Here is a 22,295-nt window from a genome sequence, read left to right on the forward strand (position 1 = left end):
AGAGGGTATGGCAGAATTAAGAAAAGAAAAATTTAGTTTAAAAGGATTATTTAAAAAAGAAAAGGTTGAAGAAAAGGAAACAAAATTCAATTCAATATCAAAGAAAACAAATATATTATTTAATGCATTGTTTGGAATACTAGCAGCACTTTGCATAATACCATTTATATTTGTAACTATAATATCATTTACAAGTGAAAAGTCACTAGATATGAATGGATATCAATTTTGGCCATCTGAATGGAGTTTAGATGCTTATAGATATATTTTAGGTGGAGGAAGTAATATACCAAGAGCATATGGGGTAACAATATTTGTAACAATTGCAGGAACGATATTAGGGCTTATTATAATGACAACTTTTGCATATGCATTATCAAGAAAATCATTTGCATATAAAAAGTTCTTTACAAAGCTTATATTTATTCCAATGTTATTCTCAGGTGGGATGGTTGCATCTTACTTAGTAGTAACTCAGTTTTTAAATCTTAAAAATAATATACTAGCACTTATACTTCCTATATGTGTAAGTTCCTTCCATATTATAATTTTAAGAACTTTCTTTAAAACAACAGTGCCAGATGCAATAATTGAATCAGCTAAAATTGATGGAGCATCAGAATGGACATTATTTTTAAAGATAGTTTTACCAATATCACTTCCAGCAATAGCTACAATTGCTTTATTCCTAACTTTAGGATTCTGGAATGATTGGTTTAACGCAATGCTTTATATAGATAAAGAAAGCTTAGTGCCTCTTCAGTATCTATTAATAAGACTTGAGACATCAATGGAATTCTTGGCAACTAATTCAGCAAGTCTTGGAACAGCAGCAATTGAAGCAGCTGCAAATTTACCAAAAGAAAGTGCCAAAATGGCTATAGTAGTTATAACTACACTACCAATATTATTTGCTTATCCGTTTTTCCAAAAATATTTTGTAAGTGGATTAACAGTTGGAGCAGTAAAAGAATAATAAATATCTACACAGGCTATAGAAGCCTGTGTAGAATAAAAAATTTAAGTTTTAATTATCTAAAGATAAAAATCTTAGATAATAAAGTTTAAATAAGATAAAGAAATTTTTTTAAAAGGGGATGTTAAATATGCATTATTTATTAGAGAGAATTGACAAAACTTGTGGAGAAATTGCAAAACATGTTTATAGAGACGAGGTTAAATTAGAGAATTATAGATATATAGATGGGAACTACCACAATATAGATGGAATAAAAGAAGCATCTGAAGATGGATGGAGAGAATTTAAAAATGGAGATCTTTGGGGTGGACGTGACTGTCATGGATGGTTCAAATGTGAAGTAGAAGTTCCAGAAAGATTTGCAGGACAAACTATAGCTTTAAATCTTTCAACATTTGAAGAAGGATGGGATGCTACAAATCCACAATTTATTCTTTATGTAAATGGAGAACAAATTCAAGGAGTAGATATAAATCATAGAGAAATAATTTTAACTCATGAAGCTATTCCGGGAACTAAATATGAAATAGATTTACATGCATATGCAGGAATGCTTGCAGATAAACTTGCTACATTACATGGTAAATTAGTAGTAATCGATATGGAAGCTAGAAGATTATACTGGAATTTAAAAGTACCAGTTGATGTATGTAAAGAACTTGAAAAAGAAGATAAAAACAGAATTGATATGATAACTGTTTTAAATGAAGGAATAAACTTAATTGATTTAAGAAGACCTAAAAATGAAATGTATGATGAAAGTATAAGAAAAGCAAATGAATTTATAGAAGAAGAATTTTATGGAAAACTATGTGGACACAGTGATGTAACAGCCACTTGTGTAGGACATACCCATGTTGATGTAGCTTGGCTTTGGACTGTAGCACAAACTAGAGAAAAAGTAGCTAGAAGTTTTTCAACTGTTCTTAAGTTAATGGAAGAATATCCAGAGTATGTATTTATGTCATCACAACCTCAACTTTATAAATTCTTAAAAGAAGATCACCCAGGAATTTATGAAAAAGTTAAAAAGAAAGTAGAAGAGGGAGTTTGGGAACCAGAAGGAGCTATGTGGCTTGAAGCTGATTGTAACGTAACATCAGGTGAATCTTTAGTAAGACAAATTTTACATGGAAAAAGATTCTTTAAAGAAGAATTTAATGTGGATAATAAGATACTTTGGCTTCCAGATGTATTTGGATACTCAGCAGCACTTCCACAAATTTTACAAAAATCAGATGTAGATTACTTTATGACTACAAAGATTGCATGGAATCAATTTAATAAAATTCCAAATGATACATTTATGTGGCAAGGAATTGATGGATCAGAAGTTTTAACTCACTTTATAACAACTACAGGACCAGGACAAGAGAGAGAAAGTCACTTTACGACATATAATGGACATGTTCAACCTGATGCAGTTATGGGAGCATGGAGAAGATACCAAAATAAAAATCTGAATAATGATGTTTTAATTTCCTTTGGATGGGGAGATGGTGGCGGAGGAGCTACTTTAGAAATGCTTGAAAATGCAAGAAGATTATCAAAAGGAATTCCAGGAGCGCCAAGAGTTCAAATGGGAACTTCATTAGATTATTTTAAAAGATTAGAAGAAAAAGTTAAGGATAATCCAAAATTACCTAAATGGGTAGGTGAATTATATCTTGAATATCATAGAGGAACTTATACTTCAATGGGAAGAAATAAAAGAGATAATAGAATCTGTGAAAACATGTATACAGCAGCAGAAAAGGTAAACTCATTAGGAATGCTACTTGGAAATGAATATCCACAAAAAGATATAAATGACTCATGGGAAACAGTTCTTTTAAATCAATTCCATGATATAATTCCAGGATCATCAATTAAAGAAGTTTATGATGTAACTGACATAGAATATAAAGCGTTAAAGAAAAATGCTGAAAAGTTAGTTAATAAAGGAATAGATACAGTAGGAAATTCTATAAATTTAGAAAAGAGAAGTGTAGTAGTTACAAATACTTTAGGATTTGAAAGAAGTGATATAGCTACATTTGAGGTTCCAGAAGATATAGAAAATCCAGCTGTAATCGATAAAGATGGAAGAGAGATTATATGTCAAAGAATTGAAAATGGAAAAGCTATTTTCTTTGCAAATGGAATTCCTGCAAATGGACATAAATCATTTGTAATAACAGAAAAAACTATAGAAAATGTTGAAGATGTAAAATTATCAAAAGACTTCGCGGAAAATAAATTCTATAAAGTTAAATTTGATGATAAAGGACAAATAGTTTCATTTATAAATAAAGCTCAAAATAGAGAAATCTTACAAAATGGAGCTATAGGAAATGAGATTCAAGCTTTTGAAGATAAACCAATGTGTTTCGATAACTGGGATATAGATATTTACTATAAAGAAAAGATGTGGAAAATTGATAATGTAGAGAATATTGAAGTAATAGAAGTAGGACCTGTTAGAAGTTCTTTAAAAATTGAAAGAAGATTCTTAGAATCAACTATAGTTCAAAAGATATATGTTTATAATGACTTAGAAAGAATGGATTTTGATACTTATGTAGATTGGAAGGAAAGAGATGTTTTAGTAAAAACAGCATTCCCAGTAGATGTAAATACTAAGGAAGCTTCATTTGAAATCCAATATGGAAATGTTACTAGACCAACTCATAATAATACATCTTGGGATGTAGCAAGTTTTGAAGTTTGTGGACATAAATGGGCAGATTTATCAGAAGGAGACTTTGGAGTTTCTATAATGAATAACTGTAAATATGGACATGATATCAAAGATGGAAATATGAGATTAACTCTACTTAAATCAAGTTGTGATCCAAATCCAGATGCAGATAAAGAAGAGCACTTTATCACTTACTCAATTTATGCTCATGAAGGAAACTTTAAAAAGGCTAAAACTACTAATAAAGCTTATGAATTAAATACACCTTTATTTACAAAAGTTTGTGAAGCTCAAAATGGAAATTTAGAAAGCAAATTAAGTTTAGTTAATGTAGATAAAGAAAATGTAATTATTGAAGTAATTAAAAAAGCTGAAGATTCAGATCATTTAATTATTAGAATGTATGAATTCCACAATGCTAGAACAAATGTAAATATGGAATTCTTTAAAGAAATTGAAGAAATTTCAGAATGTAACTTAATGGAAAGAGATTTAGAACAATTGAATCCAGAAGGAAATAAAGTAAGTTTCACTATTAAGCCATTTGAAATAAAAACATTTAAAGTAAAATTAAAATAATATAAATTTATTTTTAGAAGAACGTATAGAGACTCTATAGGTTCTTCTTTTTTCATAAAAATATAGATTTGTTTTAGAAAAGAAAATAAGGAGGGAAGAGGTGATAGAAAGGAATTAATAGTGGAGGTAGAAACTTTTTGAGTTTCTTAAAGTAATAGATTATGAAAAATTTAAAAATTAAAAAGAGGTGAGAACATGAAAAAAGTTATTCAAGTTAAAGATTTATGTAAAAATTATGAGTTTTATAAGAAGAAACAAGGTTTACAAGGAACATTAAAAAATCTTTTTAAAAGAGAAATGTTAAAAAAGGAAGCTGTAAAAGATATAAGCTTTTCAATTGAGGAAGGCGAAATAGTTGCCTTTTTAGGACCAAATGGAGCTGGAAAAACTACAACATTAAAAATGCTATCGGGAATATTATTTCCTACATCAGGAAGCATAAAAATTTTAGGATTTAATCCATCAAAAAGAGAAAACAAGTTTAAGGAAAAAATATCTATTGTTATGGGACAAAAGAATCAATTGTGGTGGGATTTACCTTCCATAGAATCATTTTATTTAATTAAAAAGATCTATAATATTTCAGATGAGGATTACAAAGAAAGATTAGATCAAATGGCTGAGCTTTTAGATGTTACTCATCTTTTAGAAGTACAGGTTAGAAGACTTTCATTAGGGGAAAGAATGAAAATGGAGATTATTGCAGCTCTCCTTCATAATCCTAAAGTTTTATTTTTAGATGAACCAACTATAGGTCTTGATATAGTGTCACAAAAAAAGATAAGAGAATTTTTAAGGTATTATAACAGAAAAGAAAAAACTACTATTATTTTAACTAGTCATTATATGGAGGATATAAAGTCTTTATGTGAAAGATGTATAGTTATTGCTAAGGGAAAAGTTGTTTTTGATGATAAGCTAGAATCCTTAGGAAGTCTTGATAATACAAAGATTTTAAAAATAAAATTAGCAGATTTAGAAAAGAAAAATCTTTTAGAGAGCTATGGAAAAATATTAGAGATAAAAGATATAGAAGTAAGTTTAGAAGTAGAAAAAGAAAGTTTAAAGTTTACTGTATCTGAAATATTTGAAAAATTTAATGTTATAGATTTTACTATAGAAGATACACCAATAGAAAATAGTATTGAAAATTTATATAAGCTTGGGTGTTAGACATGAAAAAGTATTTAGATAAATATTATTATTGTTTTTTTATGGGATTTCAAAATGCATTAGAATATAGAGTAGATTTTTTATTTAGCTTAATAAGCTGTATATTTCCAATAATTATTCAAGTGTCTTTATGGAGTGCTATATATAAAGCTACAGGAACAGGAGTAGTATACGGTTATAGTTATAAACAAATGATTATGTATACATTACTTGTAGGACTAGTTGGAAAGTTTTTATCTACAGGATTTGAATGGGAAATAAATGAAGATATTAAGATGGGGGGACTTAGTAAATATATAGTGAGACCTTTAAATTATATTTATTATAGATTAAGTTGCTTTTTAGGTGGAAGAATTTCTTTATCTATAGTAGTTATTTTCTTTATAACGATTATTATGATGGTATTTCCAAATGAAGAGAGAGTAACTGTATTAAGAATAATAGGGATTATGATGTCTTTCATATTAGCAATGCTTTTAAATTTCTTTATATATTTTATTTTAGGAATTTCAGCATTTTATTTTACAGAGGCATCTAAGATATTTCCTGCTGTATCTATAATATTTACTGTTATAAGTGGAGGAATATTTCCTTTAGATATATTAGGAGAAGGCTATATGAAGCTTTTAAATATACTTCCGTTTAAGTATATGTTGCAGTTTCCTGTAGATGTACTAATAGGAAAGGTATCTAATGGTGATGTTTTATGTGGAATAAGTATTCAATTAGTTTGGGCAGTATTAATATTTATATTTTTAAAACTTTTATTTAATAAAGGGCTTAAAAAATATGTGGCAATTGGAGGATAACTATGGAGAGTATTAAAAGATATCTTAGTGTATTATGTGTATTTGCAAGAAATTCTTTTTTAACTAATTTAGAATATAGAACAAATTTTTTTGCAGGAATTTTTGTAGAAATTGGTTTTACTTTTGCTAAATTAACCTATGTATTTTTAATTTATGAGACAGATATTAATATAAATGGAATGACGCCAGATTATATGCTTATATTTATTGGAACCTATGTATTTATGACAGGAATTTATATGAGCTTCTATGGAAACTTTTTAAATATAAGTAATCAAATAAAGACAGGAAACCTAGATGTTTTAATTACAAAACCTGTTTCTCTTTTATTTATTTTAAGTTTTCAAAATATAGATTTTGCAATGCCAATACCTTGCTTAATATCAGGTGTAATAATGATAGGTATAGGTTGGGTTAAGTGTAGTATAGCTGTAAGCTTATTAAATATTAGTTTATTTATAATATTTTTAATACTTGGAAGTATATTAACTTATGCATTATTTTTACTTCCAAGATTACTTTCTTTTTGGGTTGTTTCAACTAATGGAATATCCCAAATTTGTGATTCATTATGGGACTTTAACAATATGCCTAGAGGAATTTATGGAAGAATAATTCAAAATATAGGTACTTTTATTATTCCTATATTTTTAATTACAAATTTACCAGGGATGATAATTAAGGAAAAAAGTTTATTTTATATGATTGTAGGTGTAATTGCACCAGCAATATTTTTATGGATAACATTAAAGATATGGAAAATCGGAATTAAAAATTATACTAGTGCAAGTAGTTAAAAATAATAAGAAAATGGGATAAATTAAAAGATTTATCCTATTTTTTTTGATAGTGGATAAATTATATATAAAATTTCAAGTAAATATGAAAAATGTACACTATAAAGGTTACAAATGATAAATTATAATAAAATTGTAAACGTTATTAATTTTCTAAGAATAAAATAAATTTTTTAAAAACAAAAGGGTATAAAATAAAATTTGAGGGGGACAAAGAACTATGAAACTAAAAAAAATTATGGCATTAGCATTAACAGCTATTACAGCGACATCACTTTTTGTAGGGTGTGGTGGAAGCAACGGTAAAGGATCAGCTGATGGGAAACCTGTTACATTAAAATGGTACACAGTAGGTAGACAACCTAAAGATATGGAAAAGGTTTTAGAAAAGGCAAATGCTTATTTAGAGGAAAAAATAAATGTAAATTTAGATATGAGTTTTATTGACTTTGGAGATTACAATCAAAAAATGTCTGTAATAATAAATTCAGGAGAAAGTTATGATTTAGCCTTCACTTGTTCATGGGCAGGAGATTATTTTGGAAATGCAAGTAAAGGAGCATTTTTAGATGTAACACCTTACTTAGATGATAAAGGAAAAGATATGAAAGAAGCTATAGATCAAAGATTTTGGGATGCAGCTAAAGTAGATGATAAAATATATGCAGTTCCAAACCAAAAGGAAATAGGAGCAGCACCAATGTGGGCATTTACTAAGGAGTATGTAGATAAATATAAAATACCATATGAAGATATTCATTCATTAGAGGATTTAGAGCCATGGCTTGAAAAAATAAAGAAAGAAGAGCCAGGAGTAACTCCACTATATATTACAAAAGGATTCTCATGGGAAGTATTCTTTGATGCAGTAGTTCCACCAGTAGGATTTAATGTTAATGATAAAGATTTAAAAGCAGTTAATATGTTTGAACAGCCTGAAATGAAAAAGAATTTAGAAACTATAAGAAGATTCTATCAAAAAGGATATATAAATGCAGATTCAGCAACAGCTCAAGATGATAAATCTGTTAAAAGATTTGTAACTAAAGGAGATGGACAACCTTATGCAGATAAGATTTGGTCAAAAACTTTAGGATATGAAGTAGTTTCCTCAGAAATTACTAAACCAGTTGTAACTAATGGTTCAGCTACAGGAGCTATGACAGCTATTTCTAAAAACTCAAAAAATCCAGAAAAAGCTATTGAGTTCTTAAACCTTGTAAATACTGACGAAGAATTAAGAAACTTATTAAACTACGGTATTGAAGGTGAGCATTACGAAAAAGTTGGAGATAAGACTATAAAAATAAATGAAGCTAAGAAAAAAGATTACGATATGGTTTATTACGGAATTGGAAATATGTTCAAAACTTATGTTTTAGAAGGTGAACCAGAAACTAAATGGGATGAATTTAAAGAATTCAATGATTCAGCTCAATTAGCACCAACTTTAGGATTTAGATTTAATCCTTCAGCAGTAACTACAGAAATAGCTGCAATAAATAATGTTTTAGAAGAGTTTAAAGCAACAATTTATAGTGGATCTGTTGATGTTGATGAGTATTTAGGTAAGTTAAATACTAAATTAAAAGAACAGGGAATAGATAAAGTAATTGCTGAAGTTCAAAAACAAGTTGATGAATGGAAAGTTTCAAAATAATTAGAAAAATACAAAGATATAAAGGGGGGAGTTAAATCTCCCTTTTATTAAAAAGAAATTAAGGGCATTATGGAGGAGTTTAAAATGATTGCATGTATAGATATTGGAGGAACTTCGATAAAAATAGGAGTTTTAGATAAAGAAGGTAATATTAAATTTAAAAGTAGCTTAAATGTTTATCAAGAATGGGATAGATTTATCCAAGAATTAATAACAGGAATAGAAGAATTAAAGGAAAAGTTTAATATTGAAGGAATAGGGATTAGCTCACCAGGTGCAGTAGATACAAAGGCAGGAATAGTTGGAGGAATGAGTGCAATTCCATGTATTCATGGACCTAACTTTAAAGAGATTTTAAGTGAAAGATTTAATTTACCAGTAAGTATAGAAAATGATGCAAATTGTGCAGCACTTGCAGAAAACTTTAATGGTTCAGGAAAAAATATAGATAGTATGTTATTTGTAGTATGTGGAACAGGAATTGGAGGAGCAATTTTAAAGAATGGAAAAGTTCATCATGGAGAAAACTTACATGGTGGAGAATTTGGATACATGTTAATGGAGGAAGAAAATGGAGAGTTTAAAAATTTTAGTGAAGTAGCATCAACTATGTCTTTTGTTAGAAAGATAAGAAAACAGTATAATGATCAGTCGTGGGATGGAAAAAAGGTATTTAAAGAAGCGGAAGAAGGAAATGAGAAATGTATTGAAGTAATTGACAAGTTTTATTTAAACTTAGCCAAAGGTATTTTCAATTTACAGTATATTTATGATCCAAAACTTATTCTTTTAGGAGGAGCTATATCAGAGCGAGAGGATTTCATAGAAAGAATAAATGAAAAACTAGATTATATATTAGAAAAAGTTCAAATAGCAAAAGTAAAGCCAATAGTAAAGGCGTGTACTCATAAAGGGGATGCAAATTTAATTGGAGCTTTAGCAAACTTCTTAAATGAATATAATTAATTAGAAAATAAATTTTAAATTTATATAAATAAAAAACAGTAGGTGATGAGAAATGTTTTATGAGCAATTTTTAACAAAGGATTATGGATCAAAGGTTCAAAATATGACAGTTATAAGAAGTACTATGGTTGTACTTGCTATAATGTCTACTTTTACTATAGGAATAATAGGATCATTAATATTTGGAGTGATTTATTTAATACTTGGTAAAATAGAAAATAAAATGTTTTTAGAATATGAATATGAGCTAACAGAAAGTGAATTAGTTTTAAGCAAGATAATGAGTAAAAGAAAAAGAAAGATAGTAGGAAAACTTGATGTAAACAAGGTAATAGATGTCTTAACAGAAGAGGAATGTAAAAGAAGGGGAGCAAAAATAATTAATGTATCTTTAGAAGAAAAAGAAAAAAGTAAAATAATACTAGTTTCAACTGATAAAGAATTAATAGGATATAAAATGACTATGGATAAAAAAATGACACATATATGTAAAAGCATAAATTCAGTTGGATTTATGAAAGCTTAAATTTAAAGGGGGATTTTGAAAATGGCAGGGTTAGTATTAAAAGGAATCGAAAAACAATACGAAAATGGGTTTAAGGCAGTTAATAATTTTAATTTAGAAATAAAGGATAGAGAGTTTATTGTATTTGTAGGACCATCAGGGTGTGGAAAATCTACTACACTTAGAATGATTGCAGGACTTGAAGAAATTTCAGGAGGAGAGCTTTATATTGGAGATAGAGTTGTAAATGATGTAGCTCCAAAGGATAGAGATATAGCAATGGTATTCCAAAACTATGCATTATATCCACACATGACAGTATATGATAATATGGCATTTGCGTTAAAACTTAGAAAAGAATCAAAAAGTGAAATAGATACAAAAGTTAGAGGAGCTGCAAAAATATTAGATATAGAGCATCTTTTAGATAGAAAGCCAAAAGCACTTTCAGGAGGACAAAGACAAAGGGTTGCAATGGGAAGAGCAATAGTTAGAAAACCACAAGTATTCTTAATGGATGAGCCCTTATCAAACTTAGATGCAAAGCTTAGAGTTCAAATGAGAACAGAAATAGCTAAATTATATAACAAATTAAAAACAACATTTATTTATGTAACACATGACCAAACAGAAGCAATGACTTTAGGTTCAAGAATCGTAGTTATGAAAGATGGAGTTGCACAACAAATAGCATCACCAAAAGAAATTTATAATAATCCAGTAAATCTTTTCGTAGCTAGCTTTATAGGAAGCCCTCAAATGAATATTATGTATGGAAAAACTATGGAGAGAGAAAATGATATTTATTTAGAAGTTTTAGGAAAAGAGATTAAATTATCTAAAGAAAAGGTTGAAAAGTTAAAGGCAGCTAAAAAAACTAATGCAGAAGTTTTAGTGGGAATAAGACCAGAAAATATGAGCTGTAAGAGAAATGATTTAGAAAAAGGAAATAACATATTTGAGCTTAATATAGATATTGCTGAAAACTTAGGTGCTGAAACATATTTATATTTAAAAAATGGTGATAAAAATATAGTTGTAAAAACTGCCACATCAGATAGTATTCCAACAGAAGGAAAAGCAAAATTTGTTGTAGATGAAGAAAAAATTCATATATTTGACAAGGAAGAGCAAATGACTATTTGTTAATTAGAGGTGAGATATGAAGGAGTTATTTGTAGGTGTAGATTTAGGTGGGACAAAGATTTATACAGCTTTAGGAGATGAAAAAGGAAATATTTTAAATGAAATAATTGTAGAGACAGAAGCTGAAAAAGGGCCAGAGGCAATAGTAGAAAAGATTAAGTATACTATTAAGCATGTTAGTGAAGGTAGAGAAGAAAAGTTAAGAGCTATAGGAATTGGCTCTCCAGGACCATTAAATATAAAGGAAGGAATTATATTAAATCCTCCAAACTTACCTTTTGAAAATTATAATATAGTAGAAAAGATAGAGAAAGATTTTAATATTCCAGTATATTTAGATAATGATGCTAATGCTGCAACTATAGGTGAATATGCTTTTGGAGCTGGAAAAGGAACGGATAATATGGTTTTTATAACAGCAAGTACTGGAGTTGGTGGTGGAGCTGTATTGAATGGTAAAATCTATAGAGGAAGTACATTTAATGCTTTAGAAGTTGGACACACTACTATAGAAGTGGATGGAAAGCGTTGTGGATGCGGAAATAAAGGCTGTTTTGAAGCCATGACATCAGGGACAGCAATAAAAAGATTAGCAGAAGATGCAGTAAAGAGCTCAGTAAAAACATCTTTAAAGAAATATAAAAAAGTAACTGCAAAGGAAGTTTTTATAGAGGCTAATAATGAAGATAGAGTATCAAATGAAATTTTAGAAGATTCTTTAAAATATTTAGGAGTGCTTGCAGCTAACTGTGCAAATATATTAGATCCAGATTTAATAGTAATAGGTGGAGGCGTATCAAATGGTGGTGATATTGTCTTTAACAAAATAAAAAGAGAGATGGAAAAAAGATGTTTAGAGCCTGTATTAAATCATTGTAAAATAGATAAAGCTATGTTAGGTGGAAAAGCAGGGGTAATAGGAGCACTAGCTTTAGCAATAACAGAATTCAAAAATTAAATAAAATAAAAAATAAAGCCATAGTATATTTTTCTATGGCTTTATTTAGTTAGAAAGCAGTTAATTTATAAACTAAAAATCTTTCACTTGTATCATTTATAAAGTTAGGTAATTTAACCTCATGAGTTAAAGTGAATAAGTTACAATTTTCAATAAAGAAAATATAATCTTCAGAGGGATAGAATAATATAATATCTATGTTTCTTTTTGATTTACAAGCAGAAATTAAAATTTTCTCTAAAACCTTCATAAATATTTGGACAGAGAAAGGATTGAAAAAATAAAATTTATTGTCAGTATTAGTTGGAGTATAATCCTCTGCTAGAATATTCAAGAAGGATATTTTATCTTCTCCATCGTTATATTTAGTTAAATATGAATTAAGGTTAGAAATTGAAGCATTAAAAAAATAAGGATTCATTTCTATACCAGTAGTTTTAATTTTAAATTTATTATTCAAATAAAAATTCAGTCTTCCCATGCCACAGCCAAAATCAACTAAAGAATCTGTAGCTGCTAAAGTATATTCAGAAAAAAACTTTTCAAGAGCTAAATAAGAAGTAGGCTCATATCTATTATAGTGTTCTGTAGCTTCGCTTACATTTTGTTCTCCAGAGGTTTTTATAGAGAGAAGATTTTCAAAATATTGTTCGTCCATTAGTCATCATCCTTTATTTTAATCTATAAAAATAATACTTAATAAGAATAAATAAGTCAAATTATACATAGGAAAATAGAAAAAATTACATATTTTAAGAGAGAAATTTATTTTATAATCGTTATATAAAGTGTGAGGGGTTAAAATTTAAAGTAATATATAAAGTAACCTTAAGTTGGGAGAGGAATATGAGAATAAATGAGGAAAATCATATAAAAGAATTGCAAAGAGGTCGGGAAAGTGCATTGAACTTTGTTGTAGACAAGTACTTACCCTTAGTAAAAGGAGTGACACTTAAAGTATTAGGAATATTTAAAGATGATGGATTAATAGAAGAATGTATTAATGATATATTTTTAAGTATATGGAAAAATGCTAAAAGCTTTAGTGGAGATAAAAGCAATTTTAAAAGTTGGGTTTGTAAAGTTGCTAAAATGAAAGCTATAGATTATTACAGAAAAAGAAGTAAAAATAAAAATGAGTTTAAAGAAACAATAGAGATTGAAGATAAAATTTCTATAGAAGATAGAGTTATAAATATAGAAAATAAAAAGGAATTATTGAAAATCATAAATACACTAGAGCAGTTAGATAAAGAAATTTTTATAATGAAATACTTTTTAGGGATGAAAAGCTTGGAAATTGGGGCTAAAAAGAACATTTCAGAGTCAGCAGTAAATAATAGACTCTTTAAAAGTAAAAAGAGATTAAAAGAGAATTTAAAGACTTTGGAGGTTTATTAGTATGAGAGATGATAGAGAAATTTATGAGTTATTAAATGGTATAGAGATAAATGAAAATGATTTTGCAGAGGTGGAAGTTTCAGAATTAGAAAGAATGAAAGTTAAAAAGAAGTTAAAGAAATCTATAAAAAAGAAAAATTATAAGAAATATGCATTAGCAGCAGGAATAGTTTTATCAGTTGGAATAGGAGCCGTTACTGTAGAGCCAGTATTTGCATACAATATTCCTATACTAGGAGACTTGCTTTTAGAGAAAGAAATTCAGAATAATGCGTATAAAGACTATGCAGAAGTGATAGGTGAAACAAAGGAACATAGGGGTGTAAAAGTAACTTTAAATAGTGCTGTAATAGATGAAAATAACTTATCTGTTAGTTTTGATATCTATGATGAAAAGGGAAGGATATCAGAAGAAAATCCTGAGATTTTAGCAATTGGAATAGGAAGTGGACTATATATAAATGGAGAGGAGTTTTTTGGAGGTGGTAGTGGGGATTGGAAGATTATTAGTAATAAACATTTTAAAAGAATATATCATTATGATTTAGCAGATAAAAAATATGAAAATGAAGTAGAAGTAGAAATACTGAATAAAGAAATTCTTGGAGTTAAAGGTGATTTTGGCTTTAAATTTAAATTGAATAAAGAAAAAATAGGCAGAGAATCTATAGTTTTAGATAATTTCACAGAAGAAAATGAGTATTTAAAAAAGATAAATAAAGAGAATAAATATATTGATATAAAAAAAATTTCTAAAACACCACTTGGAATGACCATTTTAGGTATAAATAAAGATATAAATGATTTAAAAGTTTTGGATTCAAAGGGAAATGAAATTTTAGGAGGCTTTACGGGGTTTGATGGCAGTAAAAATTTAAGTGAATATAATTTTGAAATAAATGAAAATATGGATGAGATAACTTTAATACCTATAAAAGAGAAGGTGAAAGAAGATTTAAAAAGTAAAACTATTCTACTAGAAGAGAATATGAAAGGAAAAGAATTAGTAATAGATGAAAATACAAAAGCTATTATAGATAATATTTATAGAGAGGGAGAATATATAATAATAAATTATGAAACAGAAGTAAAAGGAAATTTAAATTTAAATTTAAAAAATCCATCAATATTATTTCTAGAGGATAATGGGAAAATTATAGATGTTGTAGGGTTGACAGTTTCACAAGAGGAATGGGAAAAGGTAGCAAAAAGCTTAAAGGACTATGATATAAAGGGAAAGAAACAAAGTATATTTAAAGTTAGTAAGGATGTAGATATTGATAATTTAAAGCTAGGAATATACTATCTAGATAATAAAGAAGCACGAATAGAAGACAGTATAAAAATAAACTTAAAAAATGTGGAATAATAAAAAGACAAGCAAATTAATTTTGCTTGTCTTTTATGCTATTTATCTTTTGAAGAAGGCTTAGTTATTTCCTCTTTTTTAGTATCTAGTACTGTATCTTCATCAGTAGAAGTTTCATCTTCTTCAGAAGGTTTTTTACCACTTAAAAGATCTCTAATTTCTCTTAGAAGAGCTGTATTTTCTTCGATTTTTTCTTCAACAACTTCTTCTTCATCAGCTTTATTTCTTTGTAACTTAGTAAATAATTTTATAACTACAAATATTGAAAGGGCTATAATTAGAAAATTAACTACATTTTGAATAAACATTCCTATGTTTAGAGTTACTGCTGGTTTTTTACCTGCTGCATGTACAAGTACGATTTTTAAACTATTAAAATTAACTCCACCTGTTATAACACCAAATAGTGGCATTATAATATCGGAAACTAATGATTTTACTATAGTATTAAAAGCACCACCTATAACAACGGCTACGGCTAAATCGATAATATTACCTTTTAAAGCAAAGGCTTTAAATTCTTCTATAAACTTTTTCATTTGTTTAACGCTCCTAAAATTAAAAAATATTTTTTGCTAATATATAATATAATAAAATTTTAAATAAATCAATAAATTTAGATAAATAGATTGAATTTTATTTGGTTGTTGTTAGTGGTAATAAATCATTATCATATAGAATAATATCAGTATCAATTAGTGTATAATTATTATTTAAACAAAAAATAATTATTGAATCTCTAGGATTCATAGGATATAAAGCACCTTTATTACAAAGTTTTAGAAATCTATCTGTTTCATCACGAGTAAGAGAGAGTGCAAAAGCAAGCTTGAAAATAGTATCCCTGTTAGGAATTGTAGAGCCATTTAAGAATTCATAAAAAGATGCTTTGCTTATATTAGATAAGGATAGAAAATCTTTTATGGAATAATTTTTGGAATAAAAAAGTTCTTTAAAGTAATTAGAAAAGGATAGTGAGGAATTATCTAAAGTTTTTAAAATATCGGTAAGTTTATGTATATCTTTAGCTTTTGAAATAGCATGTTCAAAAGCTTGAGTTTTATTCTTCAAAGTAATCATCTCCTAGGAAAATATTTAAGTAGATTATATAGTAATGATATAATGTTACATATGTAAAGGCAAGAAAGAGGTTTATAGATATGAAAGAAATTTCAATTGAGTATAGAGTATATTTATATGAAGAAGTAAGAGAAATATCTAAAAATAAAATCTATATAGTTATTAATAGATTAGATAATAAAGTGTATATTAAAAAAATTTTAGATAAAGGTTATGAAAAAATTTATTTTAGATTAAAGGATAAAAAGAATAAGTTTAGAGTAGAGATTATAGAACTTATTCTTTATCAAGAAAAACTTATAGTTATTGAAGAGTATATTAATGGATGGACATTGATGGAGATATTAGAAAAAAGAAACTTTAATGAAAAAGAAGGAATTGAATTAATTTCTAATATATGTGATGGATTGATTGATTTACATTCAGATATTGAAGAAATTATTCATAGGGACATAAAGCCTGAGAATATCATGATAAATAATGATGGAATAGTTAAAATAATTGACTTTGATATCTGTAGAATAGTAAATTTAGAGAAAGAAGAGGACACAACTCTTTTAGGAACTAAAAATTATGCATCTCCAGAACAATTTGGATTTGCTCAAACTGATAAGAGAAGTGATATATATAGTATAGGAATTTTATTAAATTATATATTAGTCAAAAAGTTACCTAAAGATGAGCTATATGAAGGGAATCTTAAATATGTAATAAAAAAAGCTACAGAAATAGATAGAGAAAAAAGGTATAATAACCTTCAAGAAGTAAAAGAAGATTTAAAAAGAGGGACAGATATAGATGAATTAAAAGTGAAAAATAGAAAAATATTAAAATCTAAGATATCGATTAAAAAAATAGTTGGGTTTAGAAGTGGAGAATTAATAAATAGTTTAATTGCAATAGTATGGTATTTTATAAGTATTTGTATGCTATTAGGATATATTTTCTATAATCAAGCAGTAGACTTAGGAGTTGCTATTTGTTTAATCTTAATGCCAGAAATTGTAATTGGAGAATTCTTTGGGTTCGGTAGGCATATTCCTTTTTATAATAGTGAGAATAAGAAAGAAAAAGTAATTTTAAGAATTGTTGTAGGAATAATTATGCCTATAATTATTTTATGGATTTTTAATATGGTATATATGATATAGAAAAAGTCTGCCACCAGCAGACTTTTTTTCGTTAGAAATTTTTTATAATTAAGTTTAGATATTAGTAGCAAATAAGGGAGACTTAATTATGAAGAAGTATTTAAAAAAAGAAAAGACAATAATATATATTTTAATAGTTACATTTATATTAAGGATTATATGGATATGTACTATAAAGGCATATCCAGTATCAGATTTTAAATTGATATATGATACTGGACAGAAGGTTGCAAGTGGAAATTTCACAGGCTTTTATGGGCACAATTATTTTGAAAGATTTCCACATGATAGTATAACTGTATTGTATTTTGCATTATTATTTAAAATAAGTAAATATCCATTATTTTTATTGAAATTTTTAAATTGTATATATGGAACAGCATCAGTTTATTTAATTTATAAAATAGGGATACGAATATATAATAAAAAATTAGGAGTTATTACTGCAATATTATTAACTTGTTTTCCACCGTTTATAATATATACAGCGGAGGCTATGGCAGAAAATATGGCAATTCCTTTATTTTTATATAGTATTTTATTATTTATTAGATTTGTACAAGAAGATAATAGTTTAATATTAATTTTAAGTGGAATTTTTTTAGGTTTAGGAGATTTGTTTAGACCTGTAGGAGAAGTAGTTATTATTGCATATATAATATATTATTTAGCTAATGTATTTTTATATAAAAGGGGAAAAATAAAGACGAGTATAATTAAAATAGTAATTTTAATTATAACGTTTATTTTACCAACAATATGTATAAGCAATATTTTAGTGAATAAAAAAATTTTAGAAAATCAATTATGGAATCCTGGAGAGCCAACAATAGTTACTGTATTAATAGGAACTAATTTTAATACTATAGGAGCATGGAATAAAGAAGATTCAGCTATTCCTAAAGATTATGATTACAATAAAGTGCTAATAGAAAAAGCTTCAAGAGAAAAGATTATTAGGCGATTTAAAAACCACACTCCCTTAGAAATAATAAAATTTTATGGAGAAAAAATTGGATTGCAGTGGGGCATAGGAGATTTTGGTGCTTGTGGATGGGTTATAAATAATAATGAGCCTATTGTAGCGACGGATAATTTTGCAATTGTAATGACTGTAATAAGTTGGATTTATTATTTAATTCTTTTAATTTTTAGTATCATAGGAATAAAAAATTTGAAAAATAAATTTAATTTAGAAATATTGTTTTTTATTATAATATTACTTGGTTTTATAGGATTTTATATGATAACAGAAAGGCAAAGTAGATATGCCTTTGTGATAGCATGGATTTTTCCTATACTAGCAGCTTGGGGAATAGTAGATAGAGTAAGAATAGAATTTTAGATAAAAAGATATAGGAAAGCACCTACTTTAAAATAAAGATTTAAGTAGGTGCTTTTTTTTACATATCTATTAAATTATTATCTTTTCTAAGTTTGGTAATATTGTCATAATTTTTTAGTTTCATATATAAGTAGAATGGAACTCCAGCTAGGATTAAAATAAATCCCCATAAAACAGTTGTTGCTCCAGAACCATAAATTGTCCAACCAGCATATATAAATCCAAGTAATGGAATTATTGATGATTTTATAAATTTAAAAAGATTAAACTTTTTATCTACTTTTACTAATAGCATAATCTCAGCTGCTGCTGTTGATGCATATACAGGTAAATAAGATAGAGTAGCAAGAATTACTATGAAATTAAATGCAGCTGTAAAAGATTTTGTGTAATTCATAAGTAAAAGTATATTTACAAGTATTGCGGGTATTATAAGAGACATATATGGTGTCTTAAATCTAGGGTGAACTTTTCCAAATATCTCAGGAAAAACTTTATCTTGAGCTGCCGCAAAAGATATTCTAGCAGTTGATAAAATCCAACCTACAGCAGTTCCAAGGACACTAACAACGGCTGCTATAGTTATATATTTTGTTACATTACTTCCAAGATATTTAGATAAAATATCAGCAATAGGAGATGAACTTTTAGCAAGTTCTGCTTGTGGCATAGCACCCATTGCAAAGAAGTTTATTAAAAGATACAAGATAATAGCGATAACTATTCCATAAATAGTACTTCTTTTAACATTCTTCTCAGGATTCTTTATTTCACCAGCATTTACAGAGGCAGATTCAAGACCTATAAATGCCCAAAGAGTTAAAGTTGCAGCAGATGATAGAGTCCCAATTCCTTTATGCGCTGGGAATAATGGTCCAATGTTTGATGTATTAAAATGAAGTGATGAAATTATTATAAAAAATATAAATAGTATGATTTCAAAAATAGTTATAGCTAGTTGTGCTTGCCCTGCTTTTTTTACGCCAAAAATATTTAAAAGTGTAACTAGCCAAAGAATAACTGAACCAAATATAAAGGAATAAAGGTGGTTTACTCCTAAAATAGGGAAGATTACAGCTGAATAGCTTGTTATTGTAATAATAACTGCAGCATTTGCAATCCAACAACCATTCCAGTAAAGCCATGCATTTATAAATCCCATAAAATCTCCAAATGCTAATTTAGAATATTCATATGGTCCCCCAGTTTTAGGGATTTTAGAACCAAGTTTAGCAAATGAAAGAGCTAAAAATATAGAACCTATTCCCGTTAATATCCATGCAAGTAATGTAGAACCAGGCCCTGCAACAGCAGCTAGGGAAGAAGGTAACATAAAAATACCAGATCCCATCATATTACCAGCAACTAAAGCGGTTGCTATAAAAATGCCTATATCCTTTTTCAAATTTTTATTTTCCATAATAATCACCTCAAAATGTTCTTTAGTATGTTAATACTTTAATTCATTAAAGCGGAAATGTAAAGAGAAAAAATATGTATAAAAGTTAAATAAAAATAAAATTGAAGTCATAAATAAAAAATAAGATAGTTTTTTTTAGAAAAGAGATAGAATAAATTTGACTTATTTATTTATTTGCCTTTATAGTATATACTATAAAGTACTTAAGATAGCTTAATAAAACAAATAGTATATATTATAAAAGAAAAATATGAAAAAAATGAAGAAATTTATCGAAAAATATTTATTAAGAGGAATTTTTAATATATACTAGAAACAGAAACTTAATAAATTTTTAATGCCTAAAAGGAGAAGATTAATTATGGAACTAACTCATGATCTTGGATTAATAGTATTAGACAGCTTTAAAGAAGTTGGAGGTGCTATTGATAAGTACATTGCAGAAAAAAACAATACTACAGAATCATATCTTGTAGAAACAGAACAAGTAAGATTTGCTAATGGTGAAGGAAAAGTAAAAATTTCTGAAACAGTGAGAGGAAAAGATATTTATATTCTGTGTGATATTGGAAACTATAGCTGCACATACAAAATGTTTGGGTTTGAAAATCATAAAGGACCAGATGAACATTTTCAAGATGTAAAAAGAACTATTTCGGCTATAAAAGGAAAGGCAGCAAGAATTACTGTAATTATGCCGCTTTTATATGAATCAAGACAACATAGACGTAAAGGAAGAGAATCTTTAGATTGTGCTTTGGCACTTCAAGAATTAGAAAGCTTAGGAGTTGATGAAATAATCACATTTGATGTTCATGACCCTAATGTTCAAAATGCAATACCTTTACTTTCTTTTGAAAATATATATCCAACATATGATATAGTTAAGAATTTAGTTACAGAAGAAAAAGATTTAGAATTAAACAAAGAAAAACTTTTAGTTATTAGTCCAGATACTGGAGCAATGGATAGAGCAATTTACTATTCAAGTGTATTAGGTGTAGATGTAGGACTTTTCTATAAAAGAAGAGATCATACTGTTGTAGTAAATGGAAAGAATCCAATAGTTGAACATGAATATATGGGAAGAGATGTTGCAGGAAAAGACGTTTTAATAGTTGATGACATGATAGCATCAGGAGAATCAGTTCTTGATATAGCTAAAGAGTTAAAATCAAGAAATGTAAGAAATGTATATGTAGCAACAACATTTGGTTTATTCAATGAAGGATTAGAAAAATTTAATAAGTATTATAATAATGGTACTTTAAAGAGAGTTTATTGTACAAACTTAACTTATGTGCCACAAAATTTAAGAGAAGCAGAATGGTTCAAGCAAGTTGATATGTCAGAATTCATAGCTAGAATCATAAGAAGATTAAATAAAGGACAATCTATTGCTAAATTTATGGATGCAACAGAAATAATCCAAAGTTTAATCCAAAATGTAGATAAATACGAACACTAAAATTATAAAATAATCATAAGGAGAATGTTTCTTCTTATGATTATTTTTTTATTAAATTAAAAATAGTATTGAAGTGATTTTAATAAAATGAGATTTTATACTTAAAAATAAAATTTGTTTAAATAAATTTATAAAAATATTGTAGTAAATAACAAAAAAACAAATAAATATGATACTATTAAATTAAAGAAATTTATATAGACAAAAGTCTATAACTATATGGGGTTTATAAACAAATGAAAAAAATAAGAAGATTAATTTTAGTTATTGTAATAATTATTTTAGCGATATTTGCAGGGAAATGGATTATACAAAAGGCCTATACGAAATATCTGTATATAACACATCCAGAAAAATATAGTTCGTATGTAATAAAATATAGCAATGAATATGGACTAGATCCTATGTTTGTTAGAGCTATAATAAAAACAGAAAGTAACTTTAATCCAAATGCAACATCTAATGTTGGGGCTAAAGGACTTATGCAAATTACAGATGAAACGGGTAGTGATATAGCAGAAAAATTAGGAGTGCAAAATTTTACACCAAGTATGTTATATAACCCACAGACAAACATTGAATTTGGAACATATTATTTGGCAAGTTTAGTTAACCAATTTAATAATGATCCAACTTTAGTATCAGCAGCTTATAATGCAGGAAGAGGAAATGTTGTAAATTGGTTAGGTAATTCTGAGTATTCACCAGATGGAATACATTTAACTTATATACCATTTACAGAAACAAGAGGATATGTAACTAAAGTGCTAGATAACTTTAAAATATATACTGAGTTGTATGGCTAAAAA

20 protein-coding genes are annotated in these 22,295 nt (G+C 27.3%); 16 read left to right on the forward strand and 4 right to left on the reverse strand.

Going from position 1 to position 22,295, the window contains the following annotated elements; genetic code table 11:
* Positions 1–7 precede the first annotated feature (7 nt).
* The 10 genes from Q0W06_RS07135 (at position 8) to Q0W06_RS07180 (ending at position 12,252) form a co-directional block, all read left to right on the forward strand.
* Positions 8–976, forward strand: a complete 969-nt coding sequence (locus Q0W06_RS07135; RefSeq protein WP_297633303.1) for a carbohydrate ABC transporter permease — start codon at positions 8–10, stop codon at positions 974–976.
* Between the two features lie 130 nt (positions 977–1,106).
* Entirely contained in the window at positions 1,107–4,238 is a 3,132-nt protein-coding gene (locus Q0W06_RS07140; protein ID WP_297633304.1) for an alpha-mannosidase, read from the forward strand.
* 195 nt (positions 4,239–4,433) lie between these two features.
* Positions 4,434–5,411: an ABC transporter ATP-binding protein gene (locus tag Q0W06_RS07145; protein WP_297633305.1), complete on the forward strand. Its 978-nt coding sequence runs from the start codon at positions 4,434–4,436 to the stop codon at positions 5,409–5,411.
* Positions 5,412–5,413: 2 nt separating this feature from the next.
* The gene (locus Q0W06_RS07150) at positions 5,414–6,220 is read left to right on the forward strand and encodes an ABC-2 family transporter protein (RefSeq protein ID WP_297633306.1); all 807 of its coding nucleotides are present in this window, start codon (positions 5,414–5,416) and stop codon (positions 6,218–6,220) included.
* A 2-nt stretch (positions 6,221–6,222) separates the two neighbouring features.
* On the forward strand, positions 6,223–7,017 hold the full coding sequence (locus Q0W06_RS07155; RefSeq protein ID WP_297633307.1) for an ABC-2 family transporter protein: 795 nt from the start codon (positions 6,223–6,225) through the stop codon (positions 7,015–7,017).
* A 238-nt stretch (positions 7,018–7,255) separates the two neighbouring features.
* Positions 7,256–8,677: an ABC transporter substrate-binding protein gene (locus tag Q0W06_RS07160; protein WP_297633376.1), complete on the forward strand. Its 1,422-nt coding sequence runs from the start codon at positions 7,256–7,258 to the stop codon at positions 8,675–8,677.
* Between the two features lie 84 nt (positions 8,678–8,761).
* Positions 8,762–9,643, forward strand: coding sequence for an ROK family protein (locus Q0W06_RS07165; protein ID WP_297633308.1), 882 nt, complete (start codon positions 8,762–8,764; stop codon positions 9,641–9,643).
* 52 nt (positions 9,644–9,695) lie between these two features.
* Entirely contained in the window at positions 9,696–10,169 is a 474-nt protein-coding gene (locus Q0W06_RS07170) for a hypothetical protein (RefSeq protein ID WP_297633309.1), read from the forward strand.
* A 21-nt stretch (positions 10,170–10,190) separates the two neighbouring features.
* Positions 10,191–11,297 (forward strand): sn-glycerol-3-phosphate ABC transporter ATP-binding protein UgpC, encoded by a 1,107-nt coding sequence (gene ugpC / locus Q0W06_RS07175; protein WP_297633310.1) that lies wholly within the window; start codon positions 10,191–10,193, stop codon positions 11,295–11,297.
* Positions 11,298–11,310: 13 nt separating this feature from the next.
* Positions 11,311–12,252, forward strand: a complete 942-nt coding sequence (locus Q0W06_RS07180; RefSeq protein ID WP_297633311.1) for an ROK family protein — start codon at positions 11,311–11,313, stop codon at positions 12,250–12,252.
* Positions 12,253–12,301: 49 nt separating this feature from the next.
* Here the strand turns inward: Q0W06_RS07180 and Q0W06_RS07185 are convergent, their stop codons facing one another.
* On the reverse strand, positions 12,302–12,910 hold the full coding sequence (locus tag Q0W06_RS07185; protein ID WP_297633312.1) for an SAM-dependent methyltransferase: 609 nt from the start codon (positions 12,908–12,910) through the stop codon (positions 12,302–12,304).
* A gap of 188 nt (positions 12,911–13,098) precedes the next feature.
* Between Q0W06_RS07185 and Q0W06_RS07190 the strand changes: the two genes are divergently transcribed.
* Both Q0W06_RS07190 and Q0W06_RS07195 read left to right on the forward strand, forming a co-directional pair.
* Positions 13,099–13,653 carry a sigma-70 family RNA polymerase sigma factor gene (locus Q0W06_RS07190; RefSeq protein WP_297633313.1) on the forward strand — a complete coding sequence of 185 codons (555 nt, stop codon included), beginning with the start codon at positions 13,099–13,101 and terminating at the stop codon, positions 13,651–13,653.
* A 1-nt stretch (position 13,654) separates the two neighbouring features.
* Positions 13,655–15,022: a DUF4179 domain-containing protein gene (locus Q0W06_RS07195; protein ID WP_297633315.1), complete on the forward strand. Its 1,368-nt coding sequence runs from the start codon at positions 13,655–13,657 to the stop codon at positions 15,020–15,022.
* A gap of 38 nt (positions 15,023–15,060) precedes the next feature.
* Here Q0W06_RS07195 and mscL read toward each other — a convergent pair whose 3' ends face one another.
* Positions 15,061–15,561 carry a large-conductance mechanosensitive channel protein MscL gene (gene mscL / locus Q0W06_RS07200; protein WP_366516761.1) on the reverse strand — a complete coding sequence of 167 codons (501 nt, stop codon included), beginning with the start codon at positions 15,559–15,561 and terminating at the stop codon, positions 15,061–15,063.
* A 97-nt stretch (positions 15,562–15,658) separates the two neighbouring features.
* Positions 15,659–16,093, reverse strand: a complete 435-nt coding sequence (locus Q0W06_RS07205; protein WP_297633317.1) for a helix-turn-helix transcriptional regulator — start codon at positions 16,091–16,093, stop codon at positions 15,659–15,661.
* 89 nt (positions 16,094–16,182) lie between these two features.
* Between Q0W06_RS07205 and Q0W06_RS07210 the strand changes: the two genes are divergently transcribed.
* Positions 16,183–17,253 carry a protein kinase gene (locus Q0W06_RS07210; RefSeq protein WP_297633319.1) on the forward strand — a complete coding sequence of 357 codons (1,071 nt, stop codon included), beginning with the start codon at positions 16,183–16,185 and terminating at the stop codon, positions 17,251–17,253.
* An 88-nt stretch (positions 17,254–17,341) separates the two neighbouring features.
* A complete protein-coding gene (locus Q0W06_RS07215; RefSeq protein ID WP_297633321.1) occupies positions 17,342–18,598 on the forward strand; it encodes a glycosyltransferase family 39 protein in 1,257 nt (418 codons plus the stop codon).
* A 58-nt stretch (positions 18,599–18,656) separates the two neighbouring features.
* On the opposite strand, the gene Q0W06_RS07220 is transcribed toward Q0W06_RS07215, so the two are convergent.
* Entirely contained in the window at positions 18,657–20,018 is a 1,362-nt protein-coding gene (locus tag Q0W06_RS07220) for an amino acid permease (RefSeq protein ID WP_297633323.1), read from the reverse strand.
* Between the two features lie 358 nt (positions 20,019–20,376).
* Between Q0W06_RS07220 and Q0W06_RS07225 the strand changes: the two genes are divergently transcribed.
* Complete coding sequence (locus tag Q0W06_RS07225) at positions 20,377–21,486, forward strand: ribose-phosphate pyrophosphokinase (RefSeq protein WP_297633378.1); 1,110 nt, start codon at positions 20,377–20,379, stop codon at positions 21,484–21,486.
* Between the two features lie 236 nt (positions 21,487–21,722).
* Positions 21,723–22,292 carry a lytic transglycosylase domain-containing protein gene (locus tag Q0W06_RS07230; RefSeq protein WP_297633325.1) on the forward strand — a complete coding sequence of 190 codons (570 nt, stop codon included), beginning with the start codon at positions 21,723–21,725 and terminating at the stop codon, positions 22,290–22,292.
* Positions 22,293–22,295: the final 3 nt, after the last annotated feature.

Origin of the sequence: uncultured Clostridium sp. (genome assembly GCF_947072515.1) — a bacterium.
Lineage (GTDB): Bacteria > Bacillota > Clostridia > Clostridiales > Clostridiaceae > Clostridium.

Coding starts and splice junctions, on each gene's coding strand:
- Q0W06_RS07135 (WP_297633303.1), top strand. CDS start 8: ATGGCAGAATTAAGAAAAGAAAAATTTAGTTTAAAAGGATTATTTAAA.
- Q0W06_RS07140 (WP_297633304.1), top strand. CDS start 1,107: ATGCATTATTTATTAGAGAGAATTGACAAAACTTGTGGAGAAATTGCA.
- Q0W06_RS07145 (WP_297633305.1), top strand. CDS start 4,434: ATGAAAAAAGTTATTCAAGTTAAAGATTTATGTAAAAATTATGAGTTT.
- Q0W06_RS07150 (WP_297633306.1), top strand. CDS start 5,414: ATGAAAAAGTATTTAGATAAATATTATTATTGTTTTTTTATGGGATTT.
- Q0W06_RS07155 (WP_297633307.1), top strand. CDS start 6,223: ATGGAGAGTATTAAAAGATATCTTAGTGTATTATGTGTATTTGCAAGA.
- Q0W06_RS07160 (WP_297633376.1), top strand. CDS start 7,256: ATGGCATTAGCATTAACAGCTATTACAGCGACATCACTTTTTGTAGGG.
- Q0W06_RS07165 (WP_297633308.1), top strand. CDS start 8,762: ATGATTGCATGTATAGATATTGGAGGAACTTCGATAAAAATAGGAGTT.
- Q0W06_RS07170 (WP_297633309.1), top strand. CDS start 9,696: ATGTTTTATGAGCAATTTTTAACAAAGGATTATGGATCAAAGGTTCAA.
- ugpC (WP_297633310.1), top strand. CDS start 10,191: ATGGCAGGGTTAGTATTAAAAGGAATCGAAAAACAATACGAAAATGGG.
- Q0W06_RS07180 (WP_297633311.1), top strand. CDS start 11,311: ATGAAGGAGTTATTTGTAGGTGTAGATTTAGGTGGGACAAAGATTTAT.
- Q0W06_RS07185 (WP_297633312.1), bottom strand. CDS start 12,910: ATGGACGAACAATATTTTGAAAATCTTCTCTCTATAAAAACCTCTGGA.
- Q0W06_RS07190 (WP_297633313.1), top strand. CDS start 13,099: ATGAGAATAAATGAGGAAAATCATATAAAAGAATTGCAAAGAGGTCGG.
- Q0W06_RS07195 (WP_297633315.1), top strand. CDS start 13,655: ATGAGAGATGATAGAGAAATTTATGAGTTATTAAATGGTATAGAGATA.
- mscL (WP_366516761.1), bottom strand. CDS start 15,561: ATGAAAAAGTTTATAGAAGAATTTAAAGCCTTTGCTTTAAAAGGTAAT.
- Q0W06_RS07210 (WP_297633319.1), top strand. CDS start 16,183: ATGAAAGAAATTTCAATTGAGTATAGAGTATATTTATATGAAGAAGTA.
- Q0W06_RS07215 (WP_297633321.1), top strand. CDS start 17,342: ATGAAGAAGTATTTAAAAAAAGAAAAGACAATAATATATATTTTAATA.
- Q0W06_RS07220 (WP_297633323.1), bottom strand. CDS start 20,018: ATGGAAAATAAAAATTTGAAAAAGGATATAGGCATTTTTATAGCAACC.
- Q0W06_RS07230 (WP_297633325.1), top strand. CDS start 21,723: ATGAAAAAAATAAGAAGATTAATTTTAGTTATTGTAATAATTATTTTA.